Origin of the sequence: Acinetobacter lwoffii (genome assembly GCF_024129115.1) — a bacterium.
In the GTDB taxonomy this organism is placed as follows: domain Bacteria; phylum Pseudomonadota; class Gammaproteobacteria; order Pseudomonadales; family Moraxellaceae; genus Acinetobacter; species Acinetobacter lwoffii_T.
The window spans coordinates 1-17,999 of sequence record NZ_JAMXXO010000025.1 but is presented as its reverse complement, the minus strand read 5'-3'; the positions used below and the strand labels follow the sequence as shown (position 1 = coordinate 17,999).

The window sequence follows — 17,999 nt, the reverse complement described above, 5'->3', positions numbered from 1 at the left end:
GATTGAACAGTTTATTGTACTTAAACACTAAATTGGTATGACCAATTTAGTGTTTAAGAGATAAAATGTGCATTTTGTATTGGCGATATTAGTAATATTAGCCCAAAAACACAATATAAAAGATTTAATTTATTTTTTGGTATGACCAATTTTTATAATCTCTTAAAATTTTATATATTAGATTTCTTTCATAATTCACTTTTTACTCAGCTCAAAATTATAGATTCCCACAATTAAATTAAATCTTAATCCTAGTCTTTTGCCAGGGTTGCGATATCGCTCGGCAAGGATTTTGAAGGTTTTCAAAGTTCCAAATACCTGTTCAATCCCAATTCTTCTTTTATTGATTTCTTGGTTATAAAGTTTTAGCTCGAGATCTGGTTTTTAGTGCTTTTTTGCTTTTAATGGCCATAAACTATTTGGATACAATGTATAAATCCCTTGATAGCCTTTATTTGCAAGAGGCTTTGTTGCACAAACCTACTACTGAAAGCTTCTTGGGGAATATAATTTCTAAATGAAGAGGTCTGCACCCAAGATCTATCGTACAACCAGTTGATCTACCTACAATAAAGCCTTGCTCAGTCAAGGAAATATATCAATTTGGTTTGATTCAGCCATCCAATGGTCGCTCGATTGACTCAACAACTGCCGATGCAAAACTTGGATGAAAATGTACTAGCCCAACAACTTCATTCCACCAATCAAGAGCAGTTGATTGCCTATAAAGTGTCTTTATTTGGCTCTGACGTCAGTGTCGTTCAGCATGTGGTAGCAAAAACCCGAGGTGCACCGAAAGATTTAAGCCACCAAGTAGTTGGCTTTAGTACAAAGCAACAAGGTGAGGCTCAGTTATGTGTTACGTCGTGAGGATATTCAAGTGGTGGTAGCAGAGCGGATGTTCCTACGTGGATAATTGCTCAAAAAGATTTTATAATCGGTATTAATACCAATAATTTTGTCTTTATTGCTATGTTATAGACTTAATCGTTTTGATTATTCGTCGAGAGCTTAAAGCCTTAGATGAAGTTTCAACCTTTTAAGTCAGCCAAATTTATCAGTGAATGATGCTACTCACTATTTAAAAACCTTAGATGCCAAAGTAATGCCTTCCAAGGTACAGTCCTTTGCCCAAAACTCTAAGCACTTAATACATAAACTGCATCAAAATCCGGAAAATGAAAAAGTATTTAGTTCATACGCCGCCCATGAATTGCGTAGTCCTTTAACCGCGATCAAAACTCATATTCAGCTTGCACAACTGATGGCAGAACAACAGGCAAGCTCGCCCAAATTGCAACAGAGCTTGCAGCAGGTACACCTTAGTATCCGCCGATGTACCCAGCTACTGGAACAGCTTCTAGCACTTTCCTCTACCGATCAAGTACTGAGTGATATCTAGTACAGTATTGAAATTGCACGGCTCCTGACTCAGGTGATTGCCGATTTACAGTCGCTTTATCCGGAAATTGAACCCAGTTTAACAATTGACTGACCGAGCCTGACCCGAATTGCCCTACCCGATTTTGAACTAGATACCGTCTTTAAAAACCTACTTAACAATGCTCTATTGCATGCACAGGCAAACACCATTTCAATTGCTATGCTGCATGTGTGCTGATCATTCATAATGATAATCAAAGGTTGAAGATATGCATACTTGGAACAGCGTTTCTGACATAAATCTCCCTAGCAAAATGGGCATGGGCTAGACTTATATTTGATGAAAATGGTGTTAAACAAATATGGCTATCAGATTCAATTTACAGTGGCGCAACCTCAATATTTAAGCATTCACATCAGCCTCGCTGCAAGCGGATCACTTACTTATGAGAAGACAGGGCTAAATTTAAAGCTGGAATATCAACCCATGTCGTATCAGCAAAATCACGCTGCAAATACTGTTTTAAATAAGCAATGGTATCTTCAGCGATCAAGGGATCTTTGGAGTTATCTGCATGATTAAAAGCAATGGCATATAATTGAACCCCGCGGAGTTTTAATAACTCAAGACTCAGCAAGGTATGATTAATACTACCCAAACGCCCTGAAGTGACGAGAATCACCGGATAATTATGTGTCTGAATATAATCAATAGTTAGGAACTCTTCGGTTAAGGGCACCATTAGACCACCTGCACCTTCCAGCAAAATACAGTCATAGCCCGCAGCCAGCTGTTCGGTGGCCTGCTGAATCTGTTCAAAATTAATGGCTCGCCCATCTAGACGCGCAGCAAGATGCGGTGAAGCCGGATACGTAAAAATTTCCGGCATGGTCAGTTTTTGCTGGTCTTCCGGTAACAGTCCACAACCCATAATTGCACGATGCTGTTCGATATCTTCTGATATATCGACATTTCCGGTCTGGATCAGCTTTTGGGTTATAGTACGAATACCCTGCTCATTCCAAATTTTGGCCAAGAAACCAGTAGTAAAGGTTTTACCAATTGCGGTATCAATGCCGCTGACAAAATAAATCTGTGCGCTCATGCTGTCTTCCGTGCAATGACATAAATCGGATGATAGGTCAGTACATACTGTTTGCTTTTAGGATCTTGGAATTGTTGATAGCCGGTATAAAAATCCTGTAAGGACGATTTTGTCCACCGAAACCCCTGTGCCGTCGCCTGTACACCAGTGGATTTGATATGCTGTAACACCTGTTTCGGATGCTCAAAATGCAAGGTCATCTGTTCTTCTGTCTGCAGCAGAATGTCAAAGCCTAAGGATTCAAGCAGTTCACAGACCTCCGCTAAAGGCAGATAATCCAAGCCTTGTCCGGTCAGTGCCTTAATTTCCTTTAAATTATTGTCCGTATAACTGGCAAAACACAGATGCCCAGAGGGATTTAAGGCCTGCGCAATGTTGAGCAACAATGCTTTTAAATCCGAGATCCATTGCAATGCAGAACACGACAGCACCATGTCCAGAGACTGCGGCAGTGGCAAGGTTTCAATATTACCAATCCCCCACAAAAGCCGATCAGCTTCCGGGAAATGCTGCTTCACTTCGGCATATAGATCATTTAAAAATAAATGATCAAAGCTGTAATACTGCATAAAAAGCCGGGTAAAAAACCCTGAACCGCAGCCAATTTCCAATACCCTTTGCAAATGTGGTTGTGCTACATGCTGCTGCATGAACTGCATCAACTCTGCCGCTACGGCACTTTGTACAAGCGCATGCTGCTCATAACTGAGATTTGCCTGAGCAAAACGTTGGGCAATTTGTTTGCTGTTCATCGCGGCAAATTCCTCAGCACCTGCAGACATGCATCCAGCTCATCCGCAGAAATGTTCTGATTCAGGCAGATTCTGAGTCTGGAGGTATTGGCAGGAACCGTTGGCGGACGTACTGGTAGCACATAAAATCCCTGCTGTTGCATAATTTCAGCCGCCTGAATGGTGCGTTTTGCCTCACCAATCAGTACCGGCACAATTTGCGAAGTTGACGGACAGTGATATCCCAAGTCTTGAATGCCCTGCTGACAGCGTACAGCCAATGCTGCCAAATGTACTCGTCCCGCCTGAAGCTGCTCTACCTTCTGAAAAATAAATCTAGTCCAGGCCATACATAGTGGCGGCTGGGCGGTACTAAAAATTAAAGGTCGCATGCTATTAATCAGATAGTCACGAATCACTGGCGCACAGACCAGATAACCCCCAACTGAAGCCAAAGCCTTGCCAAAGGTACCGACCAGGAAATCAATCTGATCCAATACTTGATACTGTTCTGCGCAGCCCAATCCACGTTCACCGCGCACACCAATTGCATGTGCCTCATCGACATAGAGCATGACTTTTGCAAACTGCTGTTTTAATGCCACCAAAGCAGCTAAATCTGTTTCATCCCCATCCATACTGAAAATTGATTCAGTTACCACAATGATGCGCTGGATAGATTCATCTGACTGATATTTTTCTAAAAACTGAGTCAAATGCTGCAGGTCATTATGGCGGTAACGCACATAGCCAGCTTTGGATAAACGAATCCCGTCGATAATACTGGCATGTACCAGTTTGTCAGCAATGATCATGGTTTTAGCATTACTGAGCGCAGGAAGAATCCCGATATTCATGTGATAACCACTATTAAACAGCAGTACTGAACGTCCAAAAGCCTGTGACATCTGTGCTTCAAGTTGTTCAAAATTGGGAAAGTTTCCCGTCAGTAAACGTGAAGAGCTTGAACTCATATATCGCTCAGACATCGGCGTGAGGTCAAAAAATTCTTCACGTAGCATTAAGTTGGATGCCAGACCTAAATAGTCGTTGGATGCCAAATTCAGCATCTCTTGGCCATTGAGTTGCAATCGTGGCTGGCTAGAAATATTGGACTTAAACTGTCGATATTGCCCTTGCTGTTTCAAGTCATCTAGCTGCTGCTGGAAATGCTCAAGATGGTTCATGCTACTGCCTCTATCTGCTGAATCATCTCCCGCATATGCTTTAATAAAGTTTCAAGTTGCTGTGTTGAAATTACATATGGCGGCATGACATAGACCAGACGGCCAAAAGGACGAATCCAGACGCCACGGCATACACATTCAGCCTGAAAACGCGCCAAATCAACAGTTTGATGTAGCTCAACCACGCCAATTGCGCCGAGGACACGCACATCTTTGACTTGTGCCAAGGATTTTAAATCCAGTAAATATTGTTCTAGTGTACTTTCAATCTGTTGAATACGCGTCTGCCAGTCTTGAGCCAGTAACAGCTGGGTACTTTTCAATGCGACCGCACAGGCCAACGGATTAGCCATAAAAGTTGGGCCATGCATGAACACACCCGCTTCACCACTTGAAATCGTCTCTGCTACATGGCGAGTGGTTAAGGTCGCTGACAGGGTCATATAACCACCAGTCAATGCCTTACCGATACACATAATGTCTGGTGTGACCTGAGCGTGTTCATAAGCAAATAGTTTTCCAGTGCGGCCAAAACCGGTGGCAATTTCATCTAAAATCAGCAGTACATCGTACTTTTCACACAACAACTTAGCTTGCTTTAAATATTCTGGATGATAGAAACGCATCCCGCCTGCACCTTGCACAATCGGCTCAATGATCATGGCAGCAATCTGTTGATGCTGCTGTACCAGCAGGCGCTCAAGTGGATGTATATCTTCGGGTTGCCATGCCCCATCAAAACGGCTTTGAGGTGCCGGAACAAATAAACGGTTCGGCAAACTCGAACCAAAAATTTGATGCATACCAGTTACAGGATCACAAACCGACATGGCATTCCATGTGTCGCCATGATAGCCAGAGCGTGTGGTAACAAAGTTAGTTTTTTGTGGTTGCTGACGTGCATTCCAATATTGCACAGCCATTTTCAACGCCACCTCAACCGCGACCGAGCCGGAATCGGCAAAGAAAATTTTATCCAGTTCAGGCGCCGTGATCTCGAGTAGCAGTTTAGACACATCAATCGCAGGCTGATGAGTCAAACCACCAAACATGATATGTGACATCGACTCTAATTGTTTTGTTACGGCCTGATTGAGTTCAGAATGATTATAACCGTGAATTGTGCACCACCAGGACGACATGCCATCAATCAGCTCGGTACCATCTTCAAGTTCAATGACTGCACCATTTGCAGCTTTAACTTTGTAACATGGCAAGGGTTGTGTCATGGAGGTATAAGGATGCCAAATATGCTGTTGATCAAAAGCGTCCTGCACAGAATTTACCCCAATTATTAAAACTAAAACTGATCTTAGCGCGTTAAATCTGAAAATGAAACGTCAAGAGCTACCAATCTCTTTTTGCTTAAGCCAGATCGGCTAAAAATTTTAAAATTGGCTCAACGAGTAACTTGGTATCAAAAAGGATGGCATCGTGCGTGCCCTGTATTTTTACCAAATTCAGATTTTGGGTTGTTAAAAACACGGATTCTTGACTAACTTTGTAAGGAACCAACATATCATTCTCGGAAAATATAAATAGCATCTTGACTGAATGATTTTTTAAGATATCCACTAGATTTAATTGCTGCAATAGATAAAGATGCTTAACCTGATAGTTTAAATCAATACTATTTAACTGTTGGTGCAATAATTTTGCACGTTCACGCGCTGCTGCGCCAGCTAAAGTGACCAAGGTACAGAAGCGCTGCATCCCGCGTTTTGGATCAGCCAGTATGGAAGATTTAAATTGTGTATATTGTTCAACTGGCATCGCCTGTGGCCATGCTTCATTGGCCACGAAACAGGGATTTGACATACAGCAAATCACTGGCTTGGCAATTTTCAGTTGTTGCTGGATTTCATTAGCCAGCAAAAGTGCCAACTGTCCACCCAAAGACCACCCCATCAAGACATCAAACGAACTCGCCTGCCTGACTTTTTCGGCCAAAAGACTTTCTACGTTAGGATCGAAAATATCCCATACTTTAACTTGATGCTGCTGCCGCAACTGTTCTACAAACGGGGTTAAGACCGCTGTTCCTAGCCCCCAACCCGTAATCATCAGTATCTTCATTTTGTCTGTTCCAATAAAAAAGGGACCAATTCAAGTTGAAATGATCCCTGTTTGTTACACGATTAATTAAGCAGGTTGCATCGCATCTATAGCCAATTCTTTAGCTGTTTTCTTGGCAGCTTCAGCTTTTAAGCCTAATTTAGCAAACAAGGCTTTGTCTTTACCTTCACCACTGTTCGGGGCAGTAAGCAATTTATCACCTGAAAATAATGAGTTAGCTCCAGCCATAAATGCCAGTGCCTGATCAGAGTCAGAGATAGATTCACGACCTGCCGACAAGCGGATATAACTCTTCGGCATAATAATCCGTGCTACCGCAATAGTACGAATCCAGTCAATCACATCCAGTTTTTCAACATCGGCCAGTGGTGTGCCTTCAATAGGAACCAGCATATTTATGGGCACCGAACCCGGGTGAATCGGCATAGTCGCTAGTTCAAATAACAAACCGACTCGGTCTTGTACGCCTTCGCCCAAGCCGACAATACCGCCACTACAGACATTAATTCCGGCATTACGCACATGATCAAGCGTATTTAAGCGGTCATCAAAGCTACGTGTACTGATGACATTGGCATAATATTCACGTGAGGTATCAAGGTTGTGGTTATAATAATCTAGCCCTGCATCTTTCAGACGTTCCGCTTGTGAGGCATTCAGCATTCCTAGAGTCATACAGGTTTCCATGCCCAGTTTCTTGACTTCCTGCACCAGTTCCAGCACATACGGCATATCGCGTTCATGCGGATTACGCCATGCTGCGCCCATGCAGAAACGGGTCGAACCGGAAGCTTTGGCCTGTTTGGCTTCAGCAATCGCCTTTTGTACTTCTACGCGTTTTTCAATTTCCAGATCAGTATCGTAATGTGCAGATTGCGAACAGTATTTACAATCTTCCGGACAACGGCCCGTTTTAATTGAAAGCAGAGTACTGACCTGAACAGTATTCGGTTCAAAGTTTTGGCGATGAATTTGCTGTGCCTGTAACAGTAAATCCATTAAAGGCAAGTCATAAATTTCTTGTATTTCGGCACGTGACCAATCATTACGGATCATCTTGTCTGCATCATCTAAAATTCCATTGAGTAAATCATACGCTGTTTTTTTTATTTTTCTTTAGCGTTTTCTTTCATATTCATTGCCTGCTTAAAATAGCTTTAGTGTGTCAAGCTATTTTTGAAAGCTTATTTAACCCGAATCCTGCTTAAGCCGATGAGTCCTTAATTTGAATTGTTGGCTTATTTCGATGGGTTAATTGATATCCACATAGTGAGGCGTAAATTCCACGCAGAAATCCATGAAGACTACGTGCTTTACTCGTCACTAAATTGTATTGCCCCTTCAATAAGCCGAATAATATTTCTATTTTATTGCGTTGTCTTAAGTGATATTTATCTGATGCACAGAGTTGAATAGCCTGCATATTCTTCCGATGATAAGTAATTAAATCAATACCTTGATCTTTCAATCTAATTTTTAATTCTTGGCTGATGTAACCTCGATCCCCGTAAAGTTTTGCTTCTATACCAGCAACCAATTGCTCAACCATTTTTATATTAGCAACATGTCCATTCGATAAAGCAGAACAGGCAATTTCACCAAATTGATTCATCGCAATACGTAATTTACAGCCATAAAACCAGCCCAGTGAGCTTCTACCATGTGATGCAATTTGGATTAATGATTTATGACGCTAAATACGTTGATTTTTACAAATTGGCAGAGTTGTTGAATCAATCCATAAATATTGTGTACCTTGGCCTTTCATCAGTGCCACATGTAAAGCATGTAGAGCTAATTCATGCATACCCAATTGGCTCAAGCCAATGTGAAAGCCCAGCAAGCGGCAAAAAAACCGAATGTTTTTGCTTTTGGCGAATATAGTCTGGATCAAAATGAAAACTGGATTGTCGGAGTTGCCGCACGCTATAACCTGTTTTCCGGGATCGATAAAAACAAGAATATTCAGGCTGCCGAACTCAAACGCTCTGCTACAGAATTACTCACTGCACGCACCCAGCAAGAAATTGAAAATCTGATTTATAAATCTTATAGCGAAGCACTCAGTGCACAGCAAAGTGATGCACTTCTGGCACAAAACTTGAAAGCCGCACAGGAAAATTTACGCATCCAAGAATTGTCTTTTAAAGAAGATATGGGCACCGCCACACAGGTCATCGATGCACAAAATATGCTGAGCGGACTACGAGCTGAAACTGCCTTGAATGCCTACAAATATGTGATGTCACTGGCCACCCTATTACAAAGCCATGGCTCGATTACAGAATTTCCGAACTACATTCAACATACCAATACCCACTATAGATGCTAAAACTCTTCAAATACGAGCAGTTCAGCTCACAACGAATAATGTGAGTGATTCACGAATCCTTGGGGAGTTACTTGATCAAATTCCGTTGGATGAACAGATTGATTCAGTTTATACAGACGAGGCTTATAACACCAAGCAATGCCGTCAAGTCATTGCAGACCGGTAAGCATATGCGGTAGTTCCCTCCAGAAAAAATGCAAAGCCTTAGAAAACTACAAAAGTTCATTCGCAAGAGCGAAATGAATTACTTCGAACCGTTAAATGTTTAGGCAGGACACTATGGAAGAAATGGTCAGGCTATCATCGGCGAAGTTTGGTCAAAACCAAAATGTATTGCATTAAATTATTAGGCGATAAATTAACGGAATTAGGTCGACCTCATACCCAAGTTGTCACTTGAATTCGAGTAACTTAGAAAAGATCTATCTCTGAAGCCTTTATGCAACAAAGTCACTCCAGATTGAGGATTTGAAAATTTATAGTGCAGTATATAAACAAATTGGTTCAGGAGCACAAAAGTAAGGTAATAACATCTTTTTTTAACAGTGATATTTTATTGTTCCCTACTCCTTACATTAAACTTTTATTTGTAGATTTACCTATCATTAACTCATTTTTCATTTGGATTTCCTATTATATTGAGATTGCTTTAAGAGATATTAAACAATAATATTACTGATAATTGTTATCATTTACATTAACTAAAATGTTTTATACCGTTCCTCCATCATTTAAGCTTTCTCTTCTTAGTCTTGCAATTTTAGTGTCCCAGCAAAGTTTTGCCGATGATACTCAGCAATTACCGACGATTACAGTTACAGCGGAATCAGAACAGAGTGAGCTCAGCTCCGAACAGAGTAAGGCTTATATCATCCAAAATTCGTCAACCGCCTCAAAACTGAATATTCCACTCAAGGAAACGCCGCAAACAGTCAATGTCATCACTCGCCAGCAACTGGATGACTTTGCCTTAGATAATACCCGGGAAGTACTGCGTAATGCCCCTGGCATTATTGTCAACAATCAGGAAACGGAACGGAGCTCCTACCTTGCCCGAGGTTTCGAGATTTCGAATGTTTTAGTGGATGGCGTTGGTATTCCACTCGAAGGCTATAATTATAATAATGATAATCCGGACAGTTTTTTGTTTGACCGTATCGAAGTGGTGAAAGGCGCAAATGCCTTAAATAATGGAATTGGCGATCCTGGTGCAACCATTAACATGATTCGCAAACGCCCTACTCAGGAACTTCAGGCAGCCTTGAATGCCAGTTACGGTTCATGGAATACGCAGCGCTATGAAGCAGATATATCCTCTCCTCTCACCCAGGATGGAAAAATCAGAGGCCGTGTATTTGGCTATCAACAGAATGGTGACAGTTATCTGGATCGTTATGAACTGAAAAAGAACGGCATAGGTGCTGTTGTGGAGGCAGATGTAACTGACACAACCCTATTGACCGCAGGCTATACTGAAAGCAATCATAAGCCGAATGGTGTGAATTGGGGTTCTAATCCACTGATCAATACCGAAGGTGAGCAGCTCAGTTACTCACGGAATTATAATTACAGCCCAAGCTGGACCTATTGGGATAGCAATATTAAAAGTTACTTTGCCGAGCTTGAACGAAAACTGGCAGGCGACTGGACAGCCAAACTGACTTATGATGAAAAACGCACACAACGTGATTCAAAACTCTTGTTTCTGTCTGGAAAACCTGGCGCAAATGGCACTTCAGGTATCTTCCTCTACCCAGGCATGTATATTGATGACAATACAGAACAACAAGCCAGCCTGAGTTTTAGCGGCACCTATCCGCTTTGGGGACAACGCCATGAAGCCTCATTGGGCTATGTCTGGGCCAAGAATAGTCTGGATGAATTGGGTTATGCTGGCAGCTTTGTCAATCCGCTGACCACAGATTTAGCCAGCTTTACACCAGAAGAACCAAGCTGGGATCTATCGAAAACCAGTGGGGAAATGCATATCCGGCAGAAGAACCAGAGCCTTTATGCTGCGACCCGACTGCATCTGAATGATGATCTGAAACTGCTTTTAGGTGCGAACTATGTTCAGGCTGAAAGCAGTGGTAGCAGTTATGGGACCGACACCATTTATGATGAAGATAAAGTTTTACCCTATGCCGGTTTGACCTATAACTTTAGCCCTGAATATACAGGTTACCTGAGTTATACCTCGATTTTCCGTCCGCAAACCACCAAAGCAGATGATGGCAGCATTAACAAGCCGATCGAAGGTGAAAGCTATGAAGTCGGAGTAAAAGGTTCTTGGCTAGATGACAAGCTTACCGCCACCATGGCCGTGTTTAGAACGGAGCAAAGTAATTATCCGCTTCGTGATTCTGATGGTATTCCGACTTTACGCAAGACTCAGGTTAGTGACTTGCGTTCCCAAGGCTACGAGTTCGGCTTGGCGGGACAACTGAGCGACCATTTAAACTTAAGCTTTGGTTATACCCAGTTTAGCCTGAAAGATCTGATCAATGGCGGTGATGCGCGTACCTTCAATCCAACCCAGTCTTTTAATCTTTTAACTACCTATCAGGTGCCGCAACTTCCAAAACTGAAACTGGGCCTTGGTGTGCAGTGGCAAGATCAGACCTATCTAGATGTGCCTGAAGCAACCGCCAATGGAGTGATTACCCAGAAAGCTGGAATCATTGAGCAGGATGCTTATGCGCTCGTGAACTTAATGGCCAGCTATGAGCTGAATGAGCATATGACCTTGCAAGCCAATGGTAATAACCTGACCAATGAAAAATATCTGTTCAATTTCCCGAATCAGCAAGGTTTTTATGGTGCACCAGCAAATTACAGCGTTGCTGTGAAATTTAAATACTGATTTTCAAACTTAGCCTTGACGACATGTTCAGGGCTAAATCATCACTACATACACAAAAACAGGTAAAACAAATGAAAAAAATGATCGCTCTGACCCTCGGACTGTCTATGACACTTTCAGCTCAGGCGCATATGCTTTGGCTGGAACGTGATACAGATAAGCAGACTCATGCGTTCTTTGGTGAATATAGTGAACAGCTTAAAGAAACGCAGCAAGGTGCCTTGAAGTCTTTTAATCAAGCAAAGGCCATTCAGGCCAAAAAAACATTTAGTCCTCAAATGCAACAGGATCATTTGGTCTATGCGACCCAAGGCCAGACCGATGTCCAACTTAGTCATGAACTGATCTATGGCGAATCATTGCTGAGCTATCATGCCAAAGCAGGTAGACAGAACCTGCAAGCTGAGTCCGAACTGGATATTGTCCCGACCCAAATCAACAGCCATACATTCACGGTGCTGTATCAGGGTAAACCTGCTGTGGATACTGAAGTCACAGTCTTCTCCCCGCAATTCTGGCTAAAAAAATACACCACCAACAGCCAAGGCCAGATTACCATTGCCACGCCATGGAAAGGTCAATATGTCATTGAAGTTGGCAAAGAAGCAGACAAGGCAGGAAAATTGAATCAGCAGGCCTATAAAAAACAGTATCTGGTAACGACTTTAAGTTTTGTTTATTAAGTTTTTAGATTTTCATCAGTATAGATTTATTCAAGGCCAAATATGATGTCTGTTGTAGTGCAGCCACTTGCCATTCTCTATCGCTTAGGCATGACCTTTGGCATTGGCTACTTGTGCAGTTATTTAATCGCACTCGATCTGGCTTACTTTTTACAAGCTTATTTGCCCAAAGCAGAATCCGTCTATTTGGCCGCCGTTATTGCCCTGATTTTTTATGTCTGTTTTGTGATTGGCATCTTCTGTATCCAGAGTTTAAAAAAGCTTTCGGTCTATAGCCTGCTTCCTTTCCTTAGCTTATTTGCCATCTCCCGCTTCATAGGTTAAACCATGCATAAATCTGTCCGTCAATCCATGGCATGGCTACATTCATGGTTAGGTTTAAGTTTTGGCTGGCTGCTCTTCGCGATCTTTTTAACAGGCGCGGTCACCTATTACCGGCATGAAATCAGTATATGGATGCAGCCTGAATTTGCCTCAATACAAGTCAATCAGGAAACTGCCTTAAAATCTGCTTACAGCTATTTACAGCAGCATGCACCGGACGCCCAAAACTGGTATATCGGAGTCGCCAATCAAGATTCACCTGTGAATAAAGTCTACTGGCAAAAAGCGGATGGTGGCTATGAAGTCAAAACCCTGGATGCTTCGACGGGAAAAGAATTAAACCTCTCGGCCACCCAAGGGGGAGATTTTTTCTATAATTTTCATTTTCAGCTCTATGGTATGCCCTACACCATTGGTCGGCTGATTGTGACGATTGCTGCCTTTATCATGTTATTGACTCTGATTTCAGGAATCATTACCCATAAAAAAATCCTGACAGACTTTTTTACCTTAAGAGCATTTAAGGGGCAGCGCTCCTATCTGGATTTTCATAATGTTAGTTCAGTGATTGCCCTGCCGTTCTTTTTGACCATGACATTTACCGGGCTGGCGATTTTCTTTTATATCGTACTGCCTTCCGGCATGAAAAAACTCTATCCAGACAATCCCTTTCAGTATTTTGAAGAAATTCGCACAGTCAATGTATTGGCCAACTCTGTGGTTCCGGTGAAAACCGAGATGCTGCCAATTCAACATTTTATTAGCACGGCGCAGCAACACTGGGGACATGCGGAATTTGACAATATCACGGTCAAGCAGCCCAATACCCAGCTGGCACACATAACCTTAACACAGCTCAAAGATCATTCCATTACCAGAAATCAGGCACAGCTCATTTTAAATGCTGCTACCGGAAAATTGCTTGAAAATACACGCAATGAAAGTGCAATTGCCACACTCAATGCCGGCATGTATGGTTTGCATATGGCACGTTTTGCTGAACCTGCTTTACGTTTAGGATTGTTTTTCTCTGGCATATTGGGCTGCGCCATGATTGCCTCCGGTCTGCTGCTGTGGAGTCTGAAACGCCAGATTCAGAAAAAATCAGCGCGGTTTCATCTCGGACATTATTTGGTGAACCGCTTGAATATCACCATGATACTTGGCTTGCCGATTGCCATGCTGGCTTATCTCTATGCGAATCGTTTTATCAGCATCCCTGTAGGTGCACCAAATTATGAGATTTATAGTTTTTTCAGTATTTGGCTCGGCAGTTTCATTCTGGCATGTTTAACACCGCAGCAATATTTATGGAAAATTCAGCTTAAAATCCTGATTGGTACTGCTTTTATGCTGCCGCTGATCAATATTTATTATCTCATTTTCCATGATTATATTGATTCTTTTACAACTTACTGGCCATTTCTGCGAATCGATCTGATGCTGTGGAACTTGGCACTTCTCGCCCTATTGTTACACCAGAAAATTACCCCTATTCAGCAAAAGGCGGTCAATAAAATTCACGCCAAACTAAAAGTTACGCAACAGGAATCATCAACATGATATGGATTGCAGTGATCGGTCTGCTTTGGCTGAGCTGTTTTGGTTTTTATGCGGTAAGTGCAAAGCAGATCCTAAAAACCCGAAAATCTCGTTACGCTTTTTTAGCTAATTTTCCTACGCACACTAAATTCACTGCGGGTATTTTCTTATTCGTCGCGATGTTTTTATTACGTACCCAGTTTAGCTCCAGTATTAGCTTTGTGGCTTTATGGGTATTTCTAAGCCCTGTACTGTTTATCTTTATCTTAAAAATGAATAAAGCATTTTAGTATTTATTTAAAATCAGAAAGTAGTAAACAGCCTAGTGCGCTACTTACATGCCCTCTATTGAACCAATCTACTCAGTATCTGCTAAACCTTGCCAACCTACTTTTAAATATTTCAGATTTATTATTTTGGCTAGAATCAGAAATTTAAATTGGTAGGTATTTGGTAGGTAGGATTCTTTTTCACTTCATCCAATACTTATATTACGGTGAGGGTCACCGATAAAATAATCAATTAATGGTAGAAGGAATCACGCCATGGCTTTTAAAAAAATTTCAGATCAAACTAACGGTTTTTATATTCCCTGTGTTTCACTTTTTGGTCCGGGCTGTGCTAAAGAAATCGGGATAAAAGCACAAAATTTAGGTGCCAAGAAAGCGCTGATTGTAACTGATGCGGGGCTGTTTAAATTTGGTGTTGCAGATGATATTGCAAATTATTTGAAAGAGGCGGGTGTTGACAGTTATATTTTCCCAGGCGCGGAACCCAATCCAACTGATATTAACGTGCATCATGGAGTTACAGCTTATAATGAAAATGCCTGTGATTTTATTGTATCGTTAGGTGGGGGTTCCTCACATGACTGTGCCAAAGGCATTGGTCTAGTCACTGCAGGTGGCGGACATATCCGTGATTATGAAGGGATTGATAAAAGTACCGTCCCGATGACACCACTGATTGCAATCAATACTACGGCAGGGACAGCTTCGGAGATGACACGTTTCTGTATCATTACCAATACCGATACCCATGTGAAAATGGCGATTGTAGATTGGCGTTGTACACCACTCATTGCGATTGATGACCCTAAACTTATGTTGGCCAAACCTGCAGGGCTGACTGCGGCAACAGGTATGGATGCCTTGACGCATGCAGTAGAAGCTTATGTGTCTACGGCAGCAAATCCAATCACTGATGCCTGTGCAGAAAAGGCGATTACCATGATCAGCGAATGGCTTAGCCTGGCAGTGGCGAATGGGGATAATCTGGAAGCACGGGATGCCATGAGCTATGCCCAATATCTTGCCGGAATGGCCTTTAACAACGCCTCTTTAGGATATGTGCATGCGATGGCACATCAGCTCGGAGGCTTCTACAACTTGCCGCATGGTGTTTGTAATGCAATTCTGCTCCCCCATGTTTGTGAATTTAACCTGATTGCTTGTCCTGAACGTTATGCCAAAATTGCCCAATTGATGGGGGTGAATACAGAAGGCTTAACCGTAACTGAAGCAGCTTATGAAGCGATTGGCGCCATTCGTCAGCTTTCGGCTTCAATTGGTATTCCATCTGGGCTGACGGAATTGAATGTAAAAGAAGCTGACTTGGCCATCATGGCGGAAAATGCACAAAAAGATGCCTGCATGCTGACCAATCCACGTAAAGCCAGCCATGCCCAAGTGGTAGATATTTTTAAAGCGGCGATGTAGTGCCTCAATGTAAGTCTTCTCTCCAAGCATCTGACTTACATTTTTAACAGCCCCTGTTTCATTTCCTGAGGAAGTGTGCCAAGAGCAGACATGCATTTTCCTGTTCCTGGCTGATCCTTTTGCCTTCATAAGAGGATAAAAGCGGGGGGTGTTTCTTTTTTATGAAGTCCCCTTCATTATGAATATCGACATTAATCCCATGGTAGAAAAATGCCACGATTTTTTTAGCCCGTCCCAGCCAGAAAAAATTTCCCGTCGTATGATCTTAATATCATATTTAATCTCTGAGGAATAAACTGCGCGTCCTTCAAATGACATGAAGGTGAGCGTAGCTGATTTTGATGAAGAGCATCCCATCAAGCGGCTGGTCAAACTGGGTAGCCACTGATAAAAATTTTAGGATCAGGTTCAGTCTAAATTAATAAGCAAACCCACAGTAAGCAAGGATAATACTTAATATTCCAGAATATTCCTATTTTAACTGTTTAGCTTTGTACCGACAGTTACATCAGCTTTAAAGATTTTTATATTTTAACAGAGTCTGATGAACGGGATGGTTTTTGGGCATCAGTTCAATCAGGCGTTCTACAGCATCAATCGCTTCAGGAAAATGTGCCACATGTTTCAGCAAGACATCGGTTTCATTAGCCTTGAAAATGGCATCGCTCAGGCGTGATTCCAGACAATCTCTCCAAGCGCATAGAAATGGACTTTCTGTTTTGGCCAGAAATACGCCGGTACATAATTTCAAGGCTGAATCGATATACCCAGCATCTAAAGATTGCTCTGTCATTAAAAAATCAGCCTCTACATGCGCCAATAAACGATAGGGTCTGGAACCCAGCATACCACCTAATAAATCGCGTAATTGTGACATTTCTGCTTTTAAAGTACCCATACTGACCTTGCGCTCGCCATATAAGGCTTGATGCAATGTATCTAGACTCAGACCCTGCGGACATAAGGCTAGAATGGTCAGAATTTCAATCTGTCGAGGAGTCAGAACCAACATCTTGCCATTAAACAGCACTTGAGGTACTGAAAAAGCTCGAATAAACAGGCGCTGCTTCTGGCATTCTAGTAGAGCCGACTGGATGATCGTAGCACAGCGCTCCGCAGCTAGTAGTGCTAAACTGTTATGCTTTGGCCAGGTAGTCGACAGATCAATGACACCTAAGACCTGTTTTGAATAGGGATCAATAATCGGGGCAGCGTAACAAACCCAATCATGAATGGAGGACATGTAATGTTCACTGGAAAAGACACAGCTGGATTGTTGAGTTTTTAAGGATAATGCCAATGCATTGGTTCCGACTAGCTCTTCGCGCCATTGCCCACCTTCAATAAAATGTACACTTTCTGCGGCACTTTGCATTTGTGGGCTAGAAGCTGCCCAAATGATGGTGCTGCCGATATCTCCGACCGCCAGCACCATAGAAGATTGCTCGGCAATATGTTTTAAATCCTGAGCACAATGTTGCAGGGCTTGGGCTAAAGTTGAGGAAGAAGTGGTCTTTTTTAAATCCGTCAGCGGTGCTGCTAAACGATTCTTCGGGATTTCAGCCGAGGATGAACGTTGCCAGGAGCTGGCAATACTCTGTCCCAGCTGTTCTGCATGTAAGGGAGACAAACTGCTGTTTTGCCGAAGCTGATCAGTATTGTGCCTTTTTTCCATCAAATCTTGTTTTGTCATCATTCCTTATTCTCACAACAATTCATGATTTACATCCGCTGTAATCGTTATTTTTTTAAAATGGATGAAAATATCGTGAACATGCTAGCCCCAACCTTTTTCCAACCTTATACCAGTTATATTAATCAAATAAGGTGCAGAAGTACCTTATACCAAAGCTGTAGAAGCGGTTTTGCCATACGAAAATAAGCAAAGGAAATAAATATGCGTTACGTCGATCCTAATCAACCTGATTCAAAAGTTCATTTTAAAGCACAATACGAGAATTTTATTGGCGGCGAATGGGTCGCTCCGGTCAAAGGTGAATACTTTGACAACATCTCTCCGGTAGATGGCAAAGTCTTTACCAAGGTTCCGCGTT

General features: G+C 42.2%; 16 protein-coding genes and 4 pseudogenes. 11 read left to right on the top strand and 9 right to left on the bottom strand.

Annotated features, from left to right (window positions below; genetic code table 11):
• Positions 1–195: 195 nt before the first annotated feature.
• Positions 196–348 carry a hypothetical protein gene (locus tag NI470_RS14010; protein ID WP_370940781.1) on the bottom strand — a complete coding sequence of 51 codons (153 nt, stop codon included), beginning with the start codon at positions 346–348 and terminating at the stop codon, positions 196–198.
• A gap of 288 nt (positions 349–636) precedes the next feature.
• Here NI470_RS14010 and NI470_RS14000 point away from each other — a divergent pair, with 288 nt between their 5' ends.
• Both NI470_RS14000 and NI470_RS13995 read left to right on the top strand, forming a co-directional pair.
• Positions 637–870, top strand: a complete 234-nt coding sequence (locus NI470_RS14000; RefSeq protein ID WP_225554309.1) for a hypothetical protein — start codon at positions 637–639, stop codon at positions 868–870.
• 190 nt (positions 871–1,060) lie between these two features.
• Positions 1,061–1,402 (top strand): histidine kinase dimerization/phospho-acceptor domain-containing protein, encoded by a 342-nt coding sequence (locus NI470_RS13995; protein ID WP_253148790.1) that lies wholly within the window; start codon positions 1,061–1,063, stop codon positions 1,400–1,402.
• 421 nt (positions 1,403–1,823) lie between these two features.
• On the opposite strand, the gene bioD is transcribed toward NI470_RS13995, so the two are convergent.
• The 7 genes and pseudogenes from bioD to NI470_RS13960 form a co-directional block, all read right to left on the bottom strand.
• A complete protein-coding gene (bioD, locus tag NI470_RS13990; protein WP_044112456.1) occupies positions 1,824–2,489 on the bottom strand; it encodes a dethiobiotin synthase in 666 nt (221 codons plus the stop codon).
• A complete protein-coding gene (gene bioC, locus NI470_RS13985; protein ID WP_253148788.1) occupies positions 2,486–3,271 on the bottom strand; it encodes a malonyl-ACP O-methyltransferase BioC in 786 nt (261 codons plus the stop codon). Before bioC ends, bioD begins: the two co-directional genes overlap by 4 nt.
• Positions 3,238–4,407, bottom strand: coding sequence for an 8-amino-7-oxononanoate synthase (locus NI470_RS13980; protein WP_253148786.1), 1,170 nt, complete (start codon positions 4,405–4,407; stop codon positions 3,238–3,240). The genes bioC and NI470_RS13980 overlap by 34 nt, the downstream gene beginning before the upstream one ends.
• On the bottom strand, positions 4,404–5,684 hold the full coding sequence (gene bioA / locus NI470_RS13975) for an adenosylmethionine--8-amino-7-oxononanoate transaminase (RefSeq protein WP_253148784.1): 1,281 nt from the start codon (positions 5,682–5,684) through the stop codon (positions 4,404–4,406). The genes NI470_RS13980 and bioA overlap by 4 nt, the downstream gene beginning before the upstream one ends.
• 88 nt (positions 5,685–5,772) lie before the next feature.
• A complete protein-coding gene (locus NI470_RS13970) occupies positions 5,773–6,483 on the bottom strand; it encodes an alpha/beta hydrolase family protein (protein ID WP_253148782.1) in 711 nt (236 codons plus the stop codon).
• A gap of 66 nt (positions 6,484–6,549) precedes the next feature.
• Positions 6,550–7,539, bottom strand: a complete 990-nt coding sequence (bioB, locus tag NI470_RS13965) for a biotin synthase BioB (RefSeq protein ID WP_253148780.1) — start codon at positions 7,537–7,539, stop codon at positions 6,550–6,552.
• Between the two features lie 148 nt (positions 7,540–7,687).
• Positions 7,688–8,296, bottom strand: a pseudogene (locus tag NI470_RS13960) (IS982 family transposase); the annotation flags it as partial.
• On the opposite strand from NI470_RS13960, the pseudogene NI470_RS13955 reads away from it, so the two are divergent.
• From NI470_RS13955 to mdh, 8 genes and pseudogenes are all read left to right on the top strand, one after another.
• Positions 8,285–8,815: pseudogene (locus NI470_RS13955) on the top strand (TolC family protein); the annotation flags it as partial. The pseudogenes NI470_RS13960 and NI470_RS13955 overlap by 12 nt on opposite strands.
• Positions 8,805–9,215, top strand: a pseudogene (locus tag NI470_RS13950) (transposase); the annotation flags it as partial. The pseudogenes NI470_RS13955 and NI470_RS13950, both read left to right, overlap by 11 nt.
• Before the next feature lie 306 nt (positions 9,216–9,521).
• Positions 9,522–11,678 (top strand): TonB-dependent siderophore receptor, encoded by a 2,157-nt coding sequence (locus tag NI470_RS13945; RefSeq protein ID WP_253148778.1) that lies wholly within the window; start codon positions 9,522–9,524, stop codon positions 11,676–11,678.
• A gap of 71 nt (positions 11,679–11,749) precedes the next feature.
• Positions 11,750–12,361, top strand: a complete 612-nt coding sequence (locus NI470_RS13940) for a DUF4198 domain-containing protein (protein WP_253148776.1) — start codon at positions 11,750–11,752, stop codon at positions 12,359–12,361.
• Positions 12,362–12,403: 42 nt separating this feature from the next.
• Positions 12,404–12,685 carry a hypothetical protein gene (locus NI470_RS13935; RefSeq protein WP_253148775.1) on the top strand — a complete coding sequence of 94 codons (282 nt, stop codon included), beginning with the start codon at positions 12,404–12,406 and terminating at the stop codon, positions 12,683–12,685.
• Positions 12,686–12,688: 3 nt separating this feature from the next.
• Positions 12,689–14,248 (top strand): PepSY-associated TM helix domain-containing protein, encoded by a 1,560-nt coding sequence (locus NI470_RS13930; protein WP_004647795.1) that lies wholly within the window; start codon positions 12,689–12,691, stop codon positions 14,246–14,248.
• Positions 14,245–14,517 (top strand): hypothetical protein, encoded by a 273-nt coding sequence (locus NI470_RS13925; protein WP_004647794.1) that lies wholly within the window; start codon positions 14,245–14,247, stop codon positions 14,515–14,517. The genes NI470_RS13930 and NI470_RS13925 overlap by 4 nt, the downstream gene beginning before the upstream one ends.
• A gap of 255 nt (positions 14,518–14,772) precedes the next feature.
• A complete protein-coding gene (gene mdh, locus NI470_RS13920; RefSeq protein WP_253148773.1) occupies positions 14,773–15,945 on the top strand; it encodes an iron-dependent methanol dehydrogenase in 1,173 nt (390 codons plus the stop codon).
• A 514-nt stretch (positions 15,946–16,459) separates the two neighbouring features.
• Here the strand turns inward: mdh and NI470_RS13915 are convergent.
• On the bottom strand, positions 16,460–17,641 hold the full coding sequence (locus tag NI470_RS13915; RefSeq protein ID WP_004647792.1) for a helix-turn-helix domain-containing protein: 1,182 nt from the start codon (positions 17,639–17,641) through the stop codon (positions 16,460–16,462).
• Between the two features lie 201 nt (positions 17,642–17,842).
• On the opposite strand from NI470_RS13915, the pseudogene NI470_RS13910 reads away from it, so the two are divergent.
• Positions 17,843–17,999 (top strand): annotated as a pseudogene (locus NI470_RS13910) (aldehyde dehydrogenase); the annotation flags it as partial.

Excerpts from the sequence above, each read along its gene's own strand:
- bioD (WP_044112456.1), bottom strand. The coding sequence starts at position 2,489 with ATGAGCGCACAGATTTATTTTGTCAGCGGCATTGATACCGCAATTGGT.
- bioC (WP_253148788.1), bottom strand. The coding sequence starts at position 3,271 with ATGTCTGCAGGTGCTGAGGAATTTGCCGCGATGAACAGCAAACAAATT.
- NI470_RS13980 (WP_253148786.1), bottom strand. The coding sequence starts at position 4,407 with ATGAACCATCTTGAGCATTTCCAGCAGCAGCTAGATGACTTGAAACAG.
- NI470_RS13970 (WP_253148782.1), bottom strand. The coding sequence starts at position 6,483 with ATGAAGATACTGATGATTACGGGTTGGGGGCTAGGAACAGCGGTCTTA.
- bioB (WP_253148780.1), bottom strand. The coding sequence starts at position 7,539 with ATGATCCGTAATGATTGGTCACGTGCCGAAATACAAGAAATTTATGAC.
- NI470_RS13945 (WP_253148778.1), top strand. The coding sequence starts at position 9,522 with ATGTTTTATACCGTTCCTCCATCATTTAAGCTTTCTCTTCTTAGTCTT.
- NI470_RS13940 (WP_253148776.1), top strand. The coding sequence starts at position 11,750 with ATGAAAAAAATGATCGCTCTGACCCTCGGACTGTCTATGACACTTTCA.
- NI470_RS13935 (WP_253148775.1), top strand. The coding sequence starts at position 12,404 with ATGATGTCTGTTGTAGTGCAGCCACTTGCCATTCTCTATCGCTTAGGC.
- NI470_RS13930 (WP_004647795.1), top strand. The coding sequence starts at position 12,689 with ATGCATAAATCTGTCCGTCAATCCATGGCATGGCTACATTCATGGTTA.
- NI470_RS13925 (WP_004647794.1), top strand. The coding sequence starts at position 14,245 with ATGATATGGATTGCAGTGATCGGTCTGCTTTGGCTGAGCTGTTTTGGT.
- mdh (WP_253148773.1), top strand. The coding sequence starts at position 14,773 with ATGGCTTTTAAAAAAATTTCAGATCAAACTAACGGTTTTTATATTCCC.
- NI470_RS13915 (WP_004647792.1), bottom strand. The coding sequence starts at position 17,641 with ATGATGACAAAACAAGATTTGATGGAAAAAAGGCACAATACTGATCAG.